We start from the raw sequence: 13,694 nt of genomic DNA on the forward strand, positions 1-13,694 counted from the left end.
AAGAGATTCCCCGCAAGAGGGCGGACTACTCCTTTTCCTTGGCGGCTTCCGTGAAGAGTGCTCCCTGTGCTGCTCCGGAACCCGACCTGCCGCCGCCCGCGCCACGCAGGAGGAACGCGATGCCGACGGCGACTACTGCGCCGGCCAGCGGCCCGGCGACGTACACCCAGTAGTCGGTGAAATTGCCGCTGGCGAGATCGGGCCCGAACGTTCGTGCCGGATTCATCGAAGTGCCGGAAATCGGACTGCCCCACAGGCCCGCGACGGCAATGTACGCGCCCACCCCGAACGCGCCCAGCAACCCGACATTCTGCGCCCCGGACGCGGTTCCCAGGATGACGCTGACCAGCACCAGCGTCAGCAGGGCCTCCATCCAGAACGCGGCGCCGGCCGTATACTCCGCCGCCGGATAGTTGGAACCATAAGTGGCGGACACGCCGATCACGGCCTGCAGCAACAGACAGGCCAGGGTTGCCCCGATCAGCTGAACGACGATATAGCCCGGCACCCGGCGCCACGGGAAGTCTCCGCGAAGCGCGAACGCGATGCTCACGGCAGGGTTCAGGTGCGCGCCCGAGATCTTGCCCATGAACAGGATGATGCCCATCACCATCAGGCCAGGGGCAACCACCGCCGCCGTGCGGCTGATGACACCAGGGAATGCCTGGCTCATCATCCCGCCCCCGGCGGCGACGATGACGAGCAGGAATGTGCCATAAAGCTCCGAAAACAGGCGCCGCCATTCCTGCCGCGGATCGTTGAAGTCCTGGATTCGCAGCAGGATGTTCTGCTCGACATTTCCTAGTTCGCTGGCGAGGTTGTGGTTGTGCGCCCGGTCATCGCCCGAGCCAACGCTTCCGCTTCCGTCTTTGCCCTGATTTTCCGCCATGGCGTGTCGCCTCCGCCGGTTCTGGAATCGTGCCGCGCCAATCTGTCAGCACAGAGCGGGCCGCACCTGAGAACCTTAATGTACCGCTGCCGGGGCCGGTTGTCAGCGGTGCGCGGGCGGCCGGCCACGAGCTGCTGGGCCGCCGGCCCGCGTCCTCAACTGTGGCCCTCCCAGCCTTCAAATTCGTGCGGACATCCGCCGGACAAAGTCCTACGATTCAGCCATGACGCAAGAAACGTGGCAAAAGTACTCGGAGTGGCCCCTGGTGGGCGCGGCCTTTCTTTTCCTTGCCGCCTACTCCGTTCTGGTCATTGTCGATCCCCCTGACCCCTACGCCGCCGCGCTGACGCTAGTCATCTGGGCAACGTGGATTGCATTCGGCATCGACTACATCGTGAAGCTGCTGCTGGCACCCCAGCGGGGCAGATGGTTCATCCGCCATCCCATGGACCTGCTCATGGTGGCGCTCCCTGTCGCCCGGCCCTTGCGGCTCCTGCGTCCCTTCACTTTGCGCAGGGTCATGGAACGGGCCCCGGGCACTGCCATCAGGACGCGCGTCATGGCCTACGTCATTGTCTCCGCCATTTTGTTGATCTATACCGTCGCGCTGAGCGTCCTCAGTTTCGAAAAGGGCGCCCCGAACGCGAACATCACCACAATGGGCGACTCCCTGTGGTGGGCGGTGGTCACGATCACAACGATCGGCTATGGCGATTATTACCCCGTAACCGTTCCGGGCCGATGGGCTGCGGCCGCGCTGATGGTCGGCGGGTTTGCAGTACTGAGCATGGTGACAGCAGCGGTGTCCTCATGGCTGGTTGAGAGCGTGACAGCCGCAACCAGCGGACGTAGCAAGGCCAACAACCTCAGCAGGGACGAAGAGATTGCCCGCCTCACAGCCCAGATCACCAGGCTCCATGACCAGCTGGCCCGGAGCACGAACGCAGTCGACAGTAATCCGGAGGATGGAACGGCCGGCCAGGAACCGCGCTAGGAACGGCACCGGCCACCGGGTGCGCCCGACGCCGACTCGCGGCGCGGCTTAGGGACCCACCTTTTCGATGGACACCGTTTCTATGATTCTGGTCGATGGCTCGCCGACCAACGACGGCGCCGTCACGCCGGTTTTCCACGTGTCGTTCTGCAGCCGGCCCAGGAAGTTTACGGCCGCCTCCTGCGTCTCGAAATCCATCTCCAGCATCACATAATCCTGCTGGTCCAGCGGACGCGAGATCCGGTATGACCGGACCCCTGACGCGGCACGGTTGAGCGGATCACTGTCAAACGCCCTCCTCCACATGTCGAAGTCCCGGACCTGGTGCTCGATCTGCAAGGTAATCACTGGGCGCTCCTGTCGACGGTGTTACACGCCTAACTCTAGGGCCGGAAGGCCCCGCAAAGTAAGGCTCGCGCAGCAGGGACAGTCCGACGGCGCCTACGCCGGCTGGGAGTCGGTGTTCGTCGTGCTGGTCGGGGCGCTGGCAGCATCGGCCTGGTGGCGCTGCCGGCGGCTCGCCAGCAGGAAGGGCACCGCGATCAACTCGATTCCGCCCCCGATCGCCAGCGATGCCGGGTAGCCGTACAGATCCGCGGCCCGGCCGAGCACCGGCTGCACCACCACACCGCCGCTCGATCCCATGAGGGAGTCGAAGCTGAGCACCGTGGCCCGTTGCTTCGAGGCAATCATGTCGTTCAGGTAGGCCTGCCGCACCGGGATTCCCGCCGAAGAAACAAGGGCCCAGAGCGCCAGCAGCACCAGGGCAGCCCAGAACACCTGGGTGAATCCGAGCACGGCCAGGATTGCCGCGTCCAGCACGCTGCTCACAATCAACACGGTGGTCCGTTTACGCACAAGGCGCCGGACCCGGGGCGCCATCCAGCCGCCGAAAACCTGCGCCCCGGCCACGATCGCCGCCGCGAGCCCCGCGACCGAATAGGCGTGAGGGTCCCCGAACAGCTCGAGCAGATACGGTTGCAGGGCGTAGAACACGTAGATCCCGACGCCGGCGGTGAAGGGCGCGGCCAGCATCACATAACGTACCGGCGGATTCTTCAAGCCGTTTTCGATCGAGGCAGCCAGCACGGCCCGGGTCGCCTGAACGGGATGGGTGGAGCCTTCCGGAGTGAACCCGACGTCGTGCATGAGCCCGAAGGCCACCGCGAACATGGCCAACAGCACGCCCACGCGGAGCAGGAACGGCACGCCCAGATTGGTCGCTTGCGCGATCACACCGCCGGCCACCGAGCCGACGAGCATCGCGAAGCCGGAGACCATCTGCCCCCGCCCCAGTACCGTCTCCATCCCGCCGTCATAGCCCGAGAAGCGCAAGGCATCGACCAGCCAGGCCTCGACCGCACCGGAGAAGAAGGTGAAGCCCAGGCCGAGCAGGACCGATACCACCGCCCACCACCAGAACGGGGCGGAAAATTGCCACAGCAGGTAGTAGAGGTAAGTCGATCCGGCCAGAGTCAAGGTGCCCAGCAGGAAAGAAACGCGGCGCCCCCAGGCGTCGGCAACCACCCCGGTAGGCACCTCGAACAGCACCATACCGGCCGTGAAGAAGGCATTCGCGGCAAAGGCTTCAAGGTTGCTCAGTCCGGCGTCGAGCAGGAAGAGGGTGTTGATCCCCCAGATGAACGAGGCCGCAAGGGTATTGCCCAGCGTCAACGTCAGATAGATGCGCTGAATCTTTCGGGCGGAGGCGTTCATCACGTCGCCGCCCCCGCCAGAGCGAGGGGGAAGCACGAGCCCATTCTCGTCTGCCGCGTCTGCGCGCGCCAGATGACGTTGACGTCTTCCGGCCGGGATGGTGCTTGAACGGAAGGCGGCTCCTCTCATCCCCGCATCATCGGGCACGGCCTGGCCGGGGCCGCCGGGCGTGCAGGACGAGCAGGACGGCAAGCCCTGCCAGGGTGACGGCGCCGAACGCGATGACCGCGGCCGAGATTCCAAACGCTTCGGCGCCCAGTCCCAGAAGTGCCGAACCGAACGGGGTGGTGCCGGCAAGCAGCAGCACGAACAGGCTCATCACCCGGCCGCGGAGCCGGTCCGGCGTGAGTCCCTGAAGACGGGTGTTGACCGTCGTTGTGAACACCGTGCCGCTGAGGCCCGCCAGCATCATGAGCCCCAGACTCACCGGGTACACGCGGGAGACGCCGAGGAGGACCAGTGTCAGGGCAAGAACAGCCCCGGAGGTGATCATGCGACGTTCGCTGCTGCCGCCGACGACCACCAGGCCAACACCGGCCACCAGCGAGCCGGCACCGAACGCGGACATCAGCGCACCGAAGCCTACCGACTCAACATTGAGCACATCGCGGGCCAGCAGCGGCGCCGCGACCGGCCAGTTGTAGCCGAAGGTGCCCACCACGGCCAGTGCGCCGAGGACAAAGAGAACGGCCGGGGTGTGGGCAACATAGCGGAAGCCCTCGCGCAGGGCGCCGTGGCGGGCCGGTCTGCTGCGGGAGAGGCGAAGCTCGCCGGTGCGGAGGGCCAGCAAGGCGGCAAGAGCCGCCGTGAAGCTCGCGGCGTTAATGAAAAACACGGCCGCGGCCGAAAGCCTTGCCACGGCCAGCCCACCCAGCGCGAAGCCGATCATCCGGCTGGAATTGAACTGCACGCTGTTCATCGCCACGGCCTCGGGCACCAGCGCGGAGCCCACCAGCTCCGGGACAAACGCCTGCTGAGCGGGGTAATTGAATGCGTTGGACACTCCGAGGGTGAAGGCCAGGAGGGCCAGCTGCCAGATCTGAGGGGATCCGGTCAGAGCCAGGAAGCCGAGCACAACCGCCTGCAGCGCGGCCAGGGTCTGGGCGGTGAGCATGATTGTCCGCTTCGGGAAACGGTCCGCCAGGACGCCGGCAGGCAGCACGAACATCAACAGCGGCAGAAATTGCAGTGTCGTGACCATACCCAGGACAGCTGCCGACCCGCTGATCTCCAGCACGATCCAGGCCATCGCCACCATCTGCATCCATGTGCCGGTGCCGGAGATCAACTGGCCCGTCCAGAAGAGGGCAAAGTTGCGCACCCGCAGCGCACGCAGGAGGTCAGCCGCGCGCTTGGGCTGCGGCGCCCCGGGCGCTATCCCGTCCGCCGAAGTGCCGGTCCTGTCAGGGGGCATCACGGAACCGCCTTTCCGCGGCGTCTTGGCCGGCAGCGCTCCCCGGAATCGAGGCTGGAAACTTTGGCTCCCGACGCTCCGCTAGGGCCAAGTCTAGGTAGAAATCGCCCACGAATGTCCAGACGGAAATCGTCTCGGCGCCCCGTCATTGGCGCCCCGGTTCCGCTACGTCCGCAGCCTCCCCGGCTTCCCGTCCGCCACGCCGCCGTCACGAAAAAGGGCTTAGTTCCCTGTCCTGATTACCCGGCCAAAGAATTCACTGGATACAGAGCAGACGTTGAGTTCAAGGTACGGCGGAGGGAACGTGATCCACGTGGGCGGTCTGATGGGCCGGTTGATGCAATGGGCATTGCTGGCAGGAGGCGACGCGGGCAACCCTCCCCCCGCCGGCGGCCAACGGGACGACGGCGCGAAAGTGCGGGTCCGCGACGCCGCCGTCGCCCATTTCGCGTCCGTCGGGTTCAGCAGGCCTGGCCTCGACGAGATTGCACGCGCTGCCGCGGTCACCGCCGATGACGTCGTGGCGCTGTTCGGAAGCGAGGAGGGACTCCGGCAGGCATGCGACGAGTACGTGCTCCAGGCCTTGGTCGGGTGGGCACATGAAAAAGCCACGTTGGAGGGCATGAGGCAGGTCATGATGTCCTACCAGGCCAATCCCGGCAGCTACCAGGCCCAAATCAGCTACCTTGGACGCGCCGTGGCCGAAAACACCCCGGCCGCGGCCCGGCTTGTCGACGTCCTGGTCGATGAGAGTGAATCGATAATCAGGGACAACATCAGGGATGGCACGATGCGCCCCTCCGATGACCCGCGCGCGCTGGCGGTCCTGATCGCCACCACGATGCTGGGCCTTGTCACCATGGCCCCGCACATCGAACGCGCCCTCGGATTGCCCGCCTCGCAGCAGCAGATGCTGCTCCGCCTGGCGTTGCCTGCCGGGGAGATCTACACCCACGGTCTGTACACCAACGACGCCTACCTGACACTTGTCCGCGATGCGCTCGCCGGGTCCCACCCGCCGCAACAGCAGGGGAACACCGGCTCGGGATCCGAGGGGACAGGATCCTAGGTCACGAAATCCCGACAGGACGGCGGGCGGGCGCCGCCCGCGGACGACCCCGGCCTTGAGCCGCGGGCTTCCCAGCTTTCTTTCAACTGGATACCGTACGTTTGGCGTGCACTTACCGGCCGGTTAGTTATCCGGCGCGCTGACTGGCGAAATCCCCGAGGAATGAAGGTTGTGGTGGCAAAGATCGAAGACGCGGCGGAGCGTGCGCCGGACGGCTTGGGCGGGACGCGGGCAAGGATCCAGTCGGTTGCCCTGCGCCTGTTTGCGGACCAGGGATACGAGTCGACGTCGATGCGGCAGATCTCCGAACAGCTGGGGATCACCAAGGCGGCCCTGTACTACCACTTCACCAGCAAGGAAGCCATTGTCCGGGCGCTGATCGAGACCATGCTGGCCGAGGTCACCGCCCTGGTGGAATGGGCCCGCGCGCAGGAGCCTGGCCCGGCCCTGCGCCGGGAGGTGCTTGCACGGTGGACCGCCATCATGCACAACCAGGGGCTGCGGATGTTCCGCTTCCTCGGCGCCAACTACCGCCTGGTCCGTGACATCCGGGGCGAACCTGGGCAGCCCGGCGGGATGGCCGCCGTCGTCGGCGAGTTGTTCGCCGTCCTGACCCCGCCGGACGCCAGCGTCGAAGACCAGCTCCGGGTACGTTTTTCCCTGCTCATCATCAACATGACCGGCATGGCGGCCCGCGACCTCGATGCCGCCGAAGAAGACATCCTCGACGCCGCGGCGCGGATCGCCACCGGGCTGCTGCCACCCGGATTTTGACCGCCGCACCCCGGAGTGCTGCCGGCCCGGCTGCCCCTGCCCACGCCCATGACCCATTTATGTTCCGAGTTACATTCCGATTTTCATTCCGACTCCTGATTGGAACCCCATGTCTGTGCCAATCCTGTCCGCCCGCGACCTGACCAAGACCTACGGGCGCGGGCCCGACCGCTTCGATGCCCTCAAAGGCGTCACTCTGGAGATCGATCGCGGTGATTCCGTGGCGATCGTGGGTAAGAGCGGCTCGGGCAAATCGACCCTGATGCATCTTCTCGCTCTGTTGGACTCCCCCGGCGGCGGCCAGATCCACGTGGACGGGACCGACGCGAAAACCCTGAACGGGCGTCGGCTCAATGCACTGCGGAACTCGATGTTCGGTTTCGTGTTCCAGCAGTTTTTCCTCAACCCGGCGTCCAATGTCCTGGAAAACGTTGTGCTGCCCCTCAAGATCGCCGGCGTCGGCGCCCGCGAGCGCCGGACCCGCGGAATGACCGTCCTCGAACAGCTCGAACTGACGGACAAAGCGCGCAATAAGGCCGGCGACCTCTCGGGCGGCCAGAAACAGCGGGTCGTGATCGCCCGGGCCCTGGTCAACAACCCCCAGGTCCTGTTCGCTGACGAGCCCACCGGGAACCTGGACACCGCCACCGGGCGCATCGTCGAGGACATCCTTTTCGACCTCAATGCCAACCACGGCATCACCCTGATCACGGTCACCCACGACCACGACCTGGCCGCCCGCTTCAACCGCCGTCTCTATATCCGCGACGGCCTGCTGATCACCACCGACGAGGAGCACGCGGCATGAAACCGCTCGAAATCCTGAAGACCGCCATGACCAACAGCCTCCGCAGCAAACTGCGCACGTTCCTGACCATTCTGGCCATCTTCGTCGGAGCGTTCACCCTGACCATCACCAACGGCCTCGGCACCGGTATCTCGAACTACATCGACAGCCAGATCGCCGCCGTAGGCTCCAACAACTCCTTCACCGTCGGCAAGACCGACACCAGCGGCAATCCCGGCTCCGGACCAAAGAAATACGACGCCAGCACCAGGGTCCTTGCGGCCGGCGGCCGGCCCGGCTCAACCCAGCTCGCCCTGGGCCAGTCCGATCTGAATGCCATCGGGGCCATCCCCGGCATCACCGGCGTCACACCGGTTACCCGACTCAACCCGGACTACATCCAGTGGAAGGGCCACGACAAGTACCAGCTGACCGTCAGTCCCCTGGCCGGGGCGCAGCCCCAACTCGCCGCAGGCACAGGCCTGGACGACTCCGGAACTCAGCCACAGTTGATCCTTCCCGCCAGCTACGTGGCGCCCCTGGGCTTCGCGGACAACAACCAGGCCGTCGGCCAGGACACCACGATCGGCATCACCGACGCGACCGGGACCAGGCACCCGATCACCGCCCGCATCACCGGCGTCGAACAGAGCGCCCTGCTGGGCGGCGGCGGCGCCTTCATCAACAAGGCCCTCTCCACCGCCCTCGCCGATGCGCAGGGCACCGGTGCACCGGCCGCGACAAAGACCGCCTGGGCAAACGCAACCGCCACTTTCGCCCCCTCGTCCGCCGCCCAGATTAACGACATGAAGGCCGGGCTCGCCGCCGCCGGCTACACCGCCCAGACCCTCGACGACCGGATCGGCACCGTCAAAACCGTCATCAACGGCATCATCGGGGTCCTGGATGCCTTCGCCGTCATCGCCCTGGTCGCCGCGGGCTTCGGGATCGTGAACACCCTGCTGATGTCCGTGCAGGAACGCACCCGGGAAATCGGGCTCATGAAGGCCATGGGCATGGGCAGCGGATCCGTCTTCGCGCTCTTCAGCACCGAAGCGGCTTTCATCGGCTTCCTCGGAAGCGCCATCGGCTCCGCCGCCGCCATCGGACTCGGCACCGCGGTCAGCGGCGCCCTCGCCCGAGGACCCCTCAGCGATCTGGCCGGCCTACACATCCTCGCCTTCGCTCCGGTCCCGGTGGCCAGCGTCATCCTCCTGGTCATGGCCATCGCCTTCGTCGCCGGAACCCTGCCGGCCTGGCGGGCCGCACGGCAGAACCCCATCGACTCCCTCCGCTACGAATAGGCCGCACGGCTGACGTTCTTTCGCCGGCACAGACCGCCGCACGGGCCGTGCGGCGGTCTGCCGGGGAGAGCGGCACCCCCGGCGGAGGGCCATCCCCTGAACGGACCCGCCGCCGTCCCCTGCGGCGGAAGTGATCAAAGGGGGTAACTGAAGCAAATAGACTCGGGCTGGAAAGCCGATGCCTGCCAGGATGTTTTCGGGCAGACTGGTGGCGTGAGCGCAATCCGGTGGGTGCTGCACGTCGATCTCGACCAGTTCATCGCGGCGGTCGAAGTGCTCCGGCGCCCGGAGCTCGCGGGCAGGCCGATCATTGTGGGCGGCCGGGGCGACCCAATGGAACGGGCTGTGGTATCGACCGCGTCCTACGAGGCCAGGGCCTTCGGTGTCGGTTCCGGAATGCCCTTACGCATTGCGGCCCGGAAAGTCCCTGACGCTGTGGTCCTGCCCGTAGATCACGAGGCTTACCTGACGGCGTCTGAAGCGGTGATGGCTACCCTGCGCGAGCAGCCCGGCGCGACGGTGCAGGTGCTGGGTTGGGATGAAGCCTTTGTGGGGATTGAGACTGAGGATCCGGAGGCCTACGCCCGGCAGGTGCAGGCCGCTGTCCTGGCGCGAACGCGCCTGCATTGCAGCGTGGGAATCGGCGACACCCTGGTCCGGGCCAAGGTCGCCACCGGATTCGGCAAGCCGGCCGGCGTCTTTCGTCTCACGGCCGGGAACTGGCTTAACGTCATGGGCGGCCGACCCACCAAGGAACTGTGGGGCATCGGGACCAAGGTGTCGGCCCGGCTGGCCAAACTCGGCATCAACACCGTCGCAGCGCTCGCCGCGGCCGACCCCCAGGACCTGGTCCCGGAGTTCGGCCCCCGGATGGGTCCCTGGTACGCGGAGCTCGGCCGCGGGGACGGCGCCAGCGTCGTGGACGACACCCCGTGGGTTGCCCGCGGGCACAGCCGGGAGACCACCTTCCAGAGGGACCTGACCGACCCCGCCCAGGTGGACGACGCCCTACGGGAGCTGACAGCCCGTGTCCTTGAGGATGTTCTGGCCGAAGGACGGCCCGTTATTGGGCTCACCCTGAAGGTGCGCTACGCGCCGTTCCTCACCACGACCCATGCCAGGAAGATTCCCGAGACATTCGACCGGAACGAAATCCTGGCGCGGGCCCTGGACCTCGCAGCCGGAATCGAAGCGGGCCGGCCCATCCGGCTCCTGGGCCTGCGGGCCGAGATGGCAATGCCCGACGATGCCCGGAAGGGGCACACGCCGACGCGCGGCGGCTGGTGACGGAGGATTGGCCGACGACGCCGAGCCCCTTCCCTCACATGCCTGCGGCCATGTGGAGCCCGGGCAGCAGCTCCGGGTGCGCCGGGACAAAGAGCCCGAAAACTATCAGCGCGACTCCGGCGATCCGGCTGAGGGCCGGCCCGTATTTCCACGTCTTCTCCAGGAAGATAACCGCAGTGAGCGCCGCCATCCACGCCAGGTTCATCACGCCAACTGCAATCAGGACCACCATGAGCCCCCAACAGCAGCCCACGCAGTACACGCCGTGGTACATGCCGACGCGAACATCGCGCAGGCGGCCCTTGTACCCGGACACGTGCAACAGGAAGGCGACGGGCGACCGGCAATGCCTGAGGCAGAAATCCTTCAGCGGGGTCAACTGATAGGCGCCGGCCGCCACCAGCACCCCGGCCCCCACCCAGGGAGCGATATCTGCCGCGTCTTCAGCCAGCAGGGCAGAGAGCTGCGCGGCCGCGTAAGCCACCACTCCGAATCCGATCCACGTCAGGAGGTAGCCGCTCACCAGGGCGGTGGTTCGGATGGCCCTGACCCGGCGGCTGCGGACGGCACGGATGGACCTGAGGTACGTGGACGTGAGGGGCGCCAGCGCCGGCAACATCATGGCAGCCATCATCAGCGTCCACACGCCCAGGAAACCCCAGAGCTCCAGTCCCATGGTTCCCGGGCCTGCGGACATGTCGGCTAGGCCTGCGAAAGTGAGGTACCACGCCAGCGCGGCGCACCCGATCAACGCCCATTCTGCGGCATGGCGGCTGGCTGTCAGGCCGCTGCTGCCCGGCACCTAATCGGACCAGGCGAAGGGGGCCGAGAAGGAGTTCTTCCCGGCGTTGTCCCAGGTCATCCCAAACACGTCTACGCTGGCGGCGCTGGACGTGCCGGCCGCCAGAGTATCGGCTGGGAATCCGACCCCGCTGATTTTCACGCCTAGCCCTGTGGAGTCCAGTGGAGACACAAAGTCCTCGACCTCCATGTGGACGGCGCTGCCAATGCGGACCCGGTGGGTTCGTCCGTCGTCGGCGTAGGCCATTTCGAGCGATTCCATGCCCGCCATTTCACCGATCAAGGGGGCGAGGCCAGCCATCGGGCCGCCGAGCTGTCCGCCGAAGACTCCACCGAGAGCTTCGGCCTGCTCAGCCGAGGCGGCGGCGTCCATCAGGACAGCGACCTTCCAGCCGCCGTCACCCATCAGGGCCGGAGTGTCGGCGACGACGCAGACTGTCAGGCCGCCGACGTCGACGCCGTTCACTTCGCCGGTGTCGACGTGGAAGGCCAGGGCCACGTTGCAGCGTTCGTTATCGGCCGGTGCGGTCAGCCCTGACGCCGAACACGGGCAGACCATATCGCAATTGCAATTCTCAAAATATGTGCCCTCGACATGCCACGGCATTTTGGGGCTCCTTTCAAAGAGGCCCCCCAAAAAATAAGTCTCCTCGCGGCCCTGAGCAGTGTCAACGGCTGGCGGCAACCCACGGTCAGGGCCCCGCCCGGCCCGCCCGGCGCTTCCAATCGAGGGTGCGCGACGGGCCGCAGGCATGCTGTGGTGTCAGCTCCAAAGATGCGTGACGGCGGTTAGGTGGCCGGCGTCACGACGTCCTCCAGCACTGACCTGTCGAAGAAGCGGACCTCGCCGGTTGCCTGGAAAAACACCGGAACTACTGAGGTGTTCGCGTCTTGCGCGGTTTCGTAGATCTCGGGCGCGCCGCCGTGCTTTCGCGCAATGGTTCCAATCAACTCAGTGCCGCGAACCCGAACGGTTCGATACTTGTAGCTCATTTGACCCCTTTCGCCTGCCAAGGCAAACCCTACTCCTGAACGGCGGACCCCGGGGGTGATCCGGCAGTTCTCCTGGCCTCCGCCGGGGTTCGCGTCATGAGCTGGCGGTCACGCGATCCGCTCGACGCCGGAGCCGCGCCTGTGGCCGGCAGCGTGGCTCGCCGTGGACCGCACGAGCGGCCCGGATGGCCGCTTCCACCCCGGCGTCGTGGTTCCCGCCCTCCACGTCCCCGTGGCCGGCTGCGGTTTCGGGGCGACCAGGGGCCGGCCCGTACCGGCGGTCAGACGCCCCATCAGCCAGTCCATGTTGTTGTAGACGCCGTATTTCCAGGCCGGCCAGGCGTGACCGCCGGGAGCCTCCTGCAGCTGAACGTCCATTCCCGCCTGCTTCATCGCTTCGTACACTTCAATGCCCTGCGGTCGATAGAAGCTGTCCGAGGCGCCAACAGTGACCACCCCGGCAGAGGTTGTGTAGCGGCGGGTTTTGAGCACATCCAGAGCGTTCTGTTTGGCGAACGCCGCCTCGTTGCCGCCGAAATACGCCCTGACGAGTTCGCTCCGGCCCTGATTGATCGTGGGTTCGTTTTCGCCCGAGCTGTCGATGAAGGTGGGGTAGACATTGGGGTAATTGGTGGCCAGCTGCATGGCGCAGGTCCCCCCGTAGGAGAAGCCGCCAATGGCCCATTGTCCGGGTGAGTAGGTTCCGGCACCGAAGGTCTTCTTGATCCAGTTCGGCACATCCTGGGTCAGGTACGTCGCACCCTTGCCTTGTCTGGAGTCGAGGCAGAGCGGCGGATACTTCGCGTTGATGGCCCCGGCGTCGGGCATGACGACCACGGGCGCCAGGCCCTTGTGATCTTGGGCGTAACCGTTCATGAACTGCGCAATCTGGGGACCCCGGAGCCAGTCGAACGATCCGCCTGGCACCCCGTGGATCAGGACAAGGACGGGCAGATTCGCCCTCGGGGATCCCAGGAAAGCCGGGGGAAGGTAGACGTAACCGGGCGCCTCGGGCAGATGCGAGATCGTGGCCGGGATGGAGGTTCGGATCACGACGCCGTCGCGTGGCATGTCGGCCGGCGGAGTCCAGGTCGCCTCCCGTGTGGGGGTGGGCGACATTCTCACGGCCGAAGGTTGTTGAAGTTTGAGTTGCGCGAGGGACTCGATTGCGACGCCTGAATCCTCAAAGAGGGACCCCAGGGTGGGGTAATACTGGAAGTCCTGGTTCACCAGGGACGCAGAAGCGAGAACAACGACGGCGGCAACCACCGGGGTAGAGATCCGGACCCAAAGACTCCGTTGGACCATCACTTTAGGAATGACGAGAATCATGGCCAGAATGCCTATGGCGATGAAGCAATAGACAGCAAGGGGCAGCGGTGCGCCCCAGAGATTCCAAAGCAGTTCTGAGACGAACCAGAGCCCGACTGTGAGCGCGAACGTCGAAGCAACTGCTATGGGAACTGCCCGCTGCAGGTGTCGGCGGGGTCCCACCAGCAGCCAAATCAGTGCCGCCAGCGCCAACACGTCGAGAACGACGGGAGCGGCACCGCTGGTCAGCGGCAGGCTATTGACATTGATCACCACGCCATATTACGAATCCGAACTGGGAAATTGCCGAAAGACCAGACAGGTTCCTCGTAGCCGCGGGACGGGACCGCGAACT

At 66.0% G+C, this 13,694-nt stretch carries 14 protein-coding genes; 6 read left to right on the plus strand and 8 right to left on the minus strand.

The window, feature by feature from the left end:
- Positions 1-25: 25 nt before the first annotated feature.
- Positions 26-889, minus strand: coding sequence for an MIP/aquaporin family protein (locus C8D78_RS04010; protein ID WP_120950537.1), 864 nt, complete (start codon positions 887-889; stop codon positions 26-28).
- Between the two features lie 223 nt (positions 890-1,112).
- Here C8D78_RS04010 and C8D78_RS04015 point away from each other — a divergent pair, with 223 nt between their 5' ends.
- Positions 1,113-1,883, plus strand: coding sequence for a potassium channel family protein (locus C8D78_RS04015; RefSeq protein ID WP_120950538.1), 771 nt, complete (start codon positions 1,113-1,115; stop codon positions 1,881-1,883).
- Between the two features lie 48 nt (positions 1,884-1,931).
- Here C8D78_RS04015 and C8D78_RS04020 read toward each other — a convergent pair whose 3' ends face one another.
- From C8D78_RS04020 to C8D78_RS04030, 3 genes are all read right to left on the minus strand, one after another.
- A complete protein-coding gene (locus C8D78_RS04020) occupies positions 1,932-2,231 on the minus strand; it encodes a hypothetical protein (RefSeq protein WP_120950539.1) in 300 nt (99 codons plus the stop codon).
- Positions 2,232-2,324: 93 nt separating this feature from the next.
- Positions 2,325-3,599, minus strand: coding sequence for an MFS transporter (locus C8D78_RS04025; RefSeq protein ID WP_208641875.1), 1,275 nt, complete (start codon positions 3,597-3,599; stop codon positions 2,325-2,327).
- A gap of 136 nt (positions 3,600-3,735) precedes the next feature.
- Positions 3,736-5,013, minus strand: a complete 1,278-nt coding sequence (locus tag C8D78_RS04030) for an MFS transporter (protein ID WP_120950541.1) — start codon at positions 5,011-5,013, stop codon at positions 3,736-3,738.
- Between the two features lie 277 nt (positions 5,014-5,290).
- Between C8D78_RS04030 and C8D78_RS04035 the strand changes: the two genes are divergently transcribed.
- The 5 genes from C8D78_RS04035 to C8D78_RS04055 all read left to right on the plus strand — a co-directional run bounded on the left by C8D78_RS04035 (position 5,291) and on the right by C8D78_RS04055 (position 10,234).
- Positions 5,291-6,082: a TetR/AcrR family transcriptional regulator gene (locus C8D78_RS04035; protein ID WP_147429539.1), complete on the plus strand. Its 792-nt coding sequence runs from the start codon at positions 5,291-5,293 to the stop codon at positions 6,080-6,082.
- A gap of 174 nt (positions 6,083-6,256) precedes the next feature.
- Entirely contained in the window at positions 6,257-6,856 is a 600-nt protein-coding gene (locus C8D78_RS04040; protein WP_167467844.1) for a TetR/AcrR family transcriptional regulator, read from the plus strand.
- A gap of 109 nt (positions 6,857-6,965) precedes the next feature.
- Complete coding sequence (locus tag C8D78_RS04045) at positions 6,966-7,664, plus strand: ABC transporter ATP-binding protein (RefSeq protein WP_120950544.1); 699 nt, start codon at positions 6,966-6,968, stop codon at positions 7,662-7,664.
- Entirely contained in the window at positions 7,661-8,947 is a 1,287-nt protein-coding gene (locus C8D78_RS04050; RefSeq protein ID WP_120950545.1) for an ABC transporter permease, read from the plus strand. The genes C8D78_RS04045 and C8D78_RS04050 overlap by 4 nt, the downstream gene beginning before the upstream one ends.
- A 213-nt stretch (positions 8,948-9,160) precedes the next feature.
- Positions 9,161-10,234, plus strand: a complete 1,074-nt coding sequence (locus C8D78_RS04055) for a DNA polymerase IV (RefSeq protein ID WP_482762623.1) — start codon at positions 9,161-9,163, stop codon at positions 10,232-10,234.
- A 34-nt stretch (positions 10,235-10,268) separates the two neighbouring features.
- Here the strand turns inward: C8D78_RS04055 and C8D78_RS04060 are convergent, their stop codons facing one another.
- The 4 genes from C8D78_RS04060 to C8D78_RS04075 all read right to left on the minus strand — a co-directional run bounded on the left by C8D78_RS04060 (position 10,269) and on the right by C8D78_RS04075 (position 13,612).
- Positions 10,269-10,931 carry a DUF2182 domain-containing protein gene (locus C8D78_RS04060; RefSeq protein ID WP_244208229.1) on the minus strand — a complete coding sequence of 221 codons (663 nt, stop codon included), beginning with the start codon at positions 10,929-10,931 and terminating at the stop codon, positions 10,269-10,271.
- A gap of 105 nt (positions 10,932-11,036) precedes the next feature.
- A complete protein-coding gene (locus tag C8D78_RS04065; protein WP_120950547.1) occupies positions 11,037-11,642 on the minus strand; it encodes a DUF1326 domain-containing protein in 606 nt (201 codons plus the stop codon).
- Between the two features lie 182 nt (positions 11,643-11,824).
- Positions 11,825-12,028: a hypothetical protein gene (locus C8D78_RS04070; protein ID WP_120950548.1), complete on the minus strand. Its 204-nt coding sequence runs from the start codon at positions 12,026-12,028 to the stop codon at positions 11,825-11,827.
- Between the two features lie 108 nt (positions 12,029-12,136).
- The gene (locus C8D78_RS04075; protein ID WP_147429541.1) at positions 12,137-13,612 is read right to left on the minus strand and encodes an alpha/beta hydrolase; all 1,476 of its coding nucleotides are present in this window, start codon (positions 13,610-13,612) and stop codon (positions 12,137-12,139) included.
- Positions 13,613-13,694 lie beyond the last annotated feature (82 nt).

Origin of the sequence: Arthrobacter oryzae, assembly GCF_003634095.1 — a bacterium.
GTDB lineage: Bacteria > Actinomycetota > Actinomycetes > Actinomycetales > Micrococcaceae > Arthrobacter > Arthrobacter oryzae.

Coding starts and splice junctions, on each gene's coding strand:
- C8D78_RS04010 (WP_120950537.1), bottom strand. CDS start 889: ATGGCGGAAAATCAGGGCAAAGACGGAAGCGGAAGCGTTGGCTCGGGC.
- C8D78_RS04050 (WP_120950545.1), top strand. CDS start 7,661: ATGAAACCGCTCGAAATCCTGAAGACCGCCATGACCAACAGCCTCCGC.
- C8D78_RS04030 (WP_120950541.1), bottom strand. CDS start 5,013: ATGCCCCCTGACAGGACCGGCACTTCGGCGGACGGGATAGCGCCCGGG.
- C8D78_RS04065 (WP_120950547.1), bottom strand. CDS start 11,642: ATGCCGTGGCATGTCGAGGGCACATATTTTGAGAATTGCAATTGCGAT.
- C8D78_RS04015 (WP_120950538.1), top strand. CDS start 1,113: ATGACGCAAGAAACGTGGCAAAAGTACTCGGAGTGGCCCCTGGTGGGC.
- C8D78_RS04070 (WP_120950548.1), bottom strand. CDS start 12,028: ATGAGCTACAAGTATCGAACCGTTCGGGTTCGCGGCACTGAGTTGATT.
- C8D78_RS04025 (WP_208641875.1), bottom strand. CDS start 3,599: ATGAACGCCTCCGCCCGAAAGATTCAGCGCATCTATCTGACGTTGACG.
- C8D78_RS04045 (WP_120950544.1), top strand. CDS start 6,966: ATGTCTGTGCCAATCCTGTCCGCCCGCGACCTGACCAAGACCTACGGG.
- C8D78_RS04060 (WP_244208229.1), bottom strand. CDS start 10,931: ATGTCCGCAGGCCCGGGAACCATGGGACTGGAGCTCTGGGGTTTCCTG.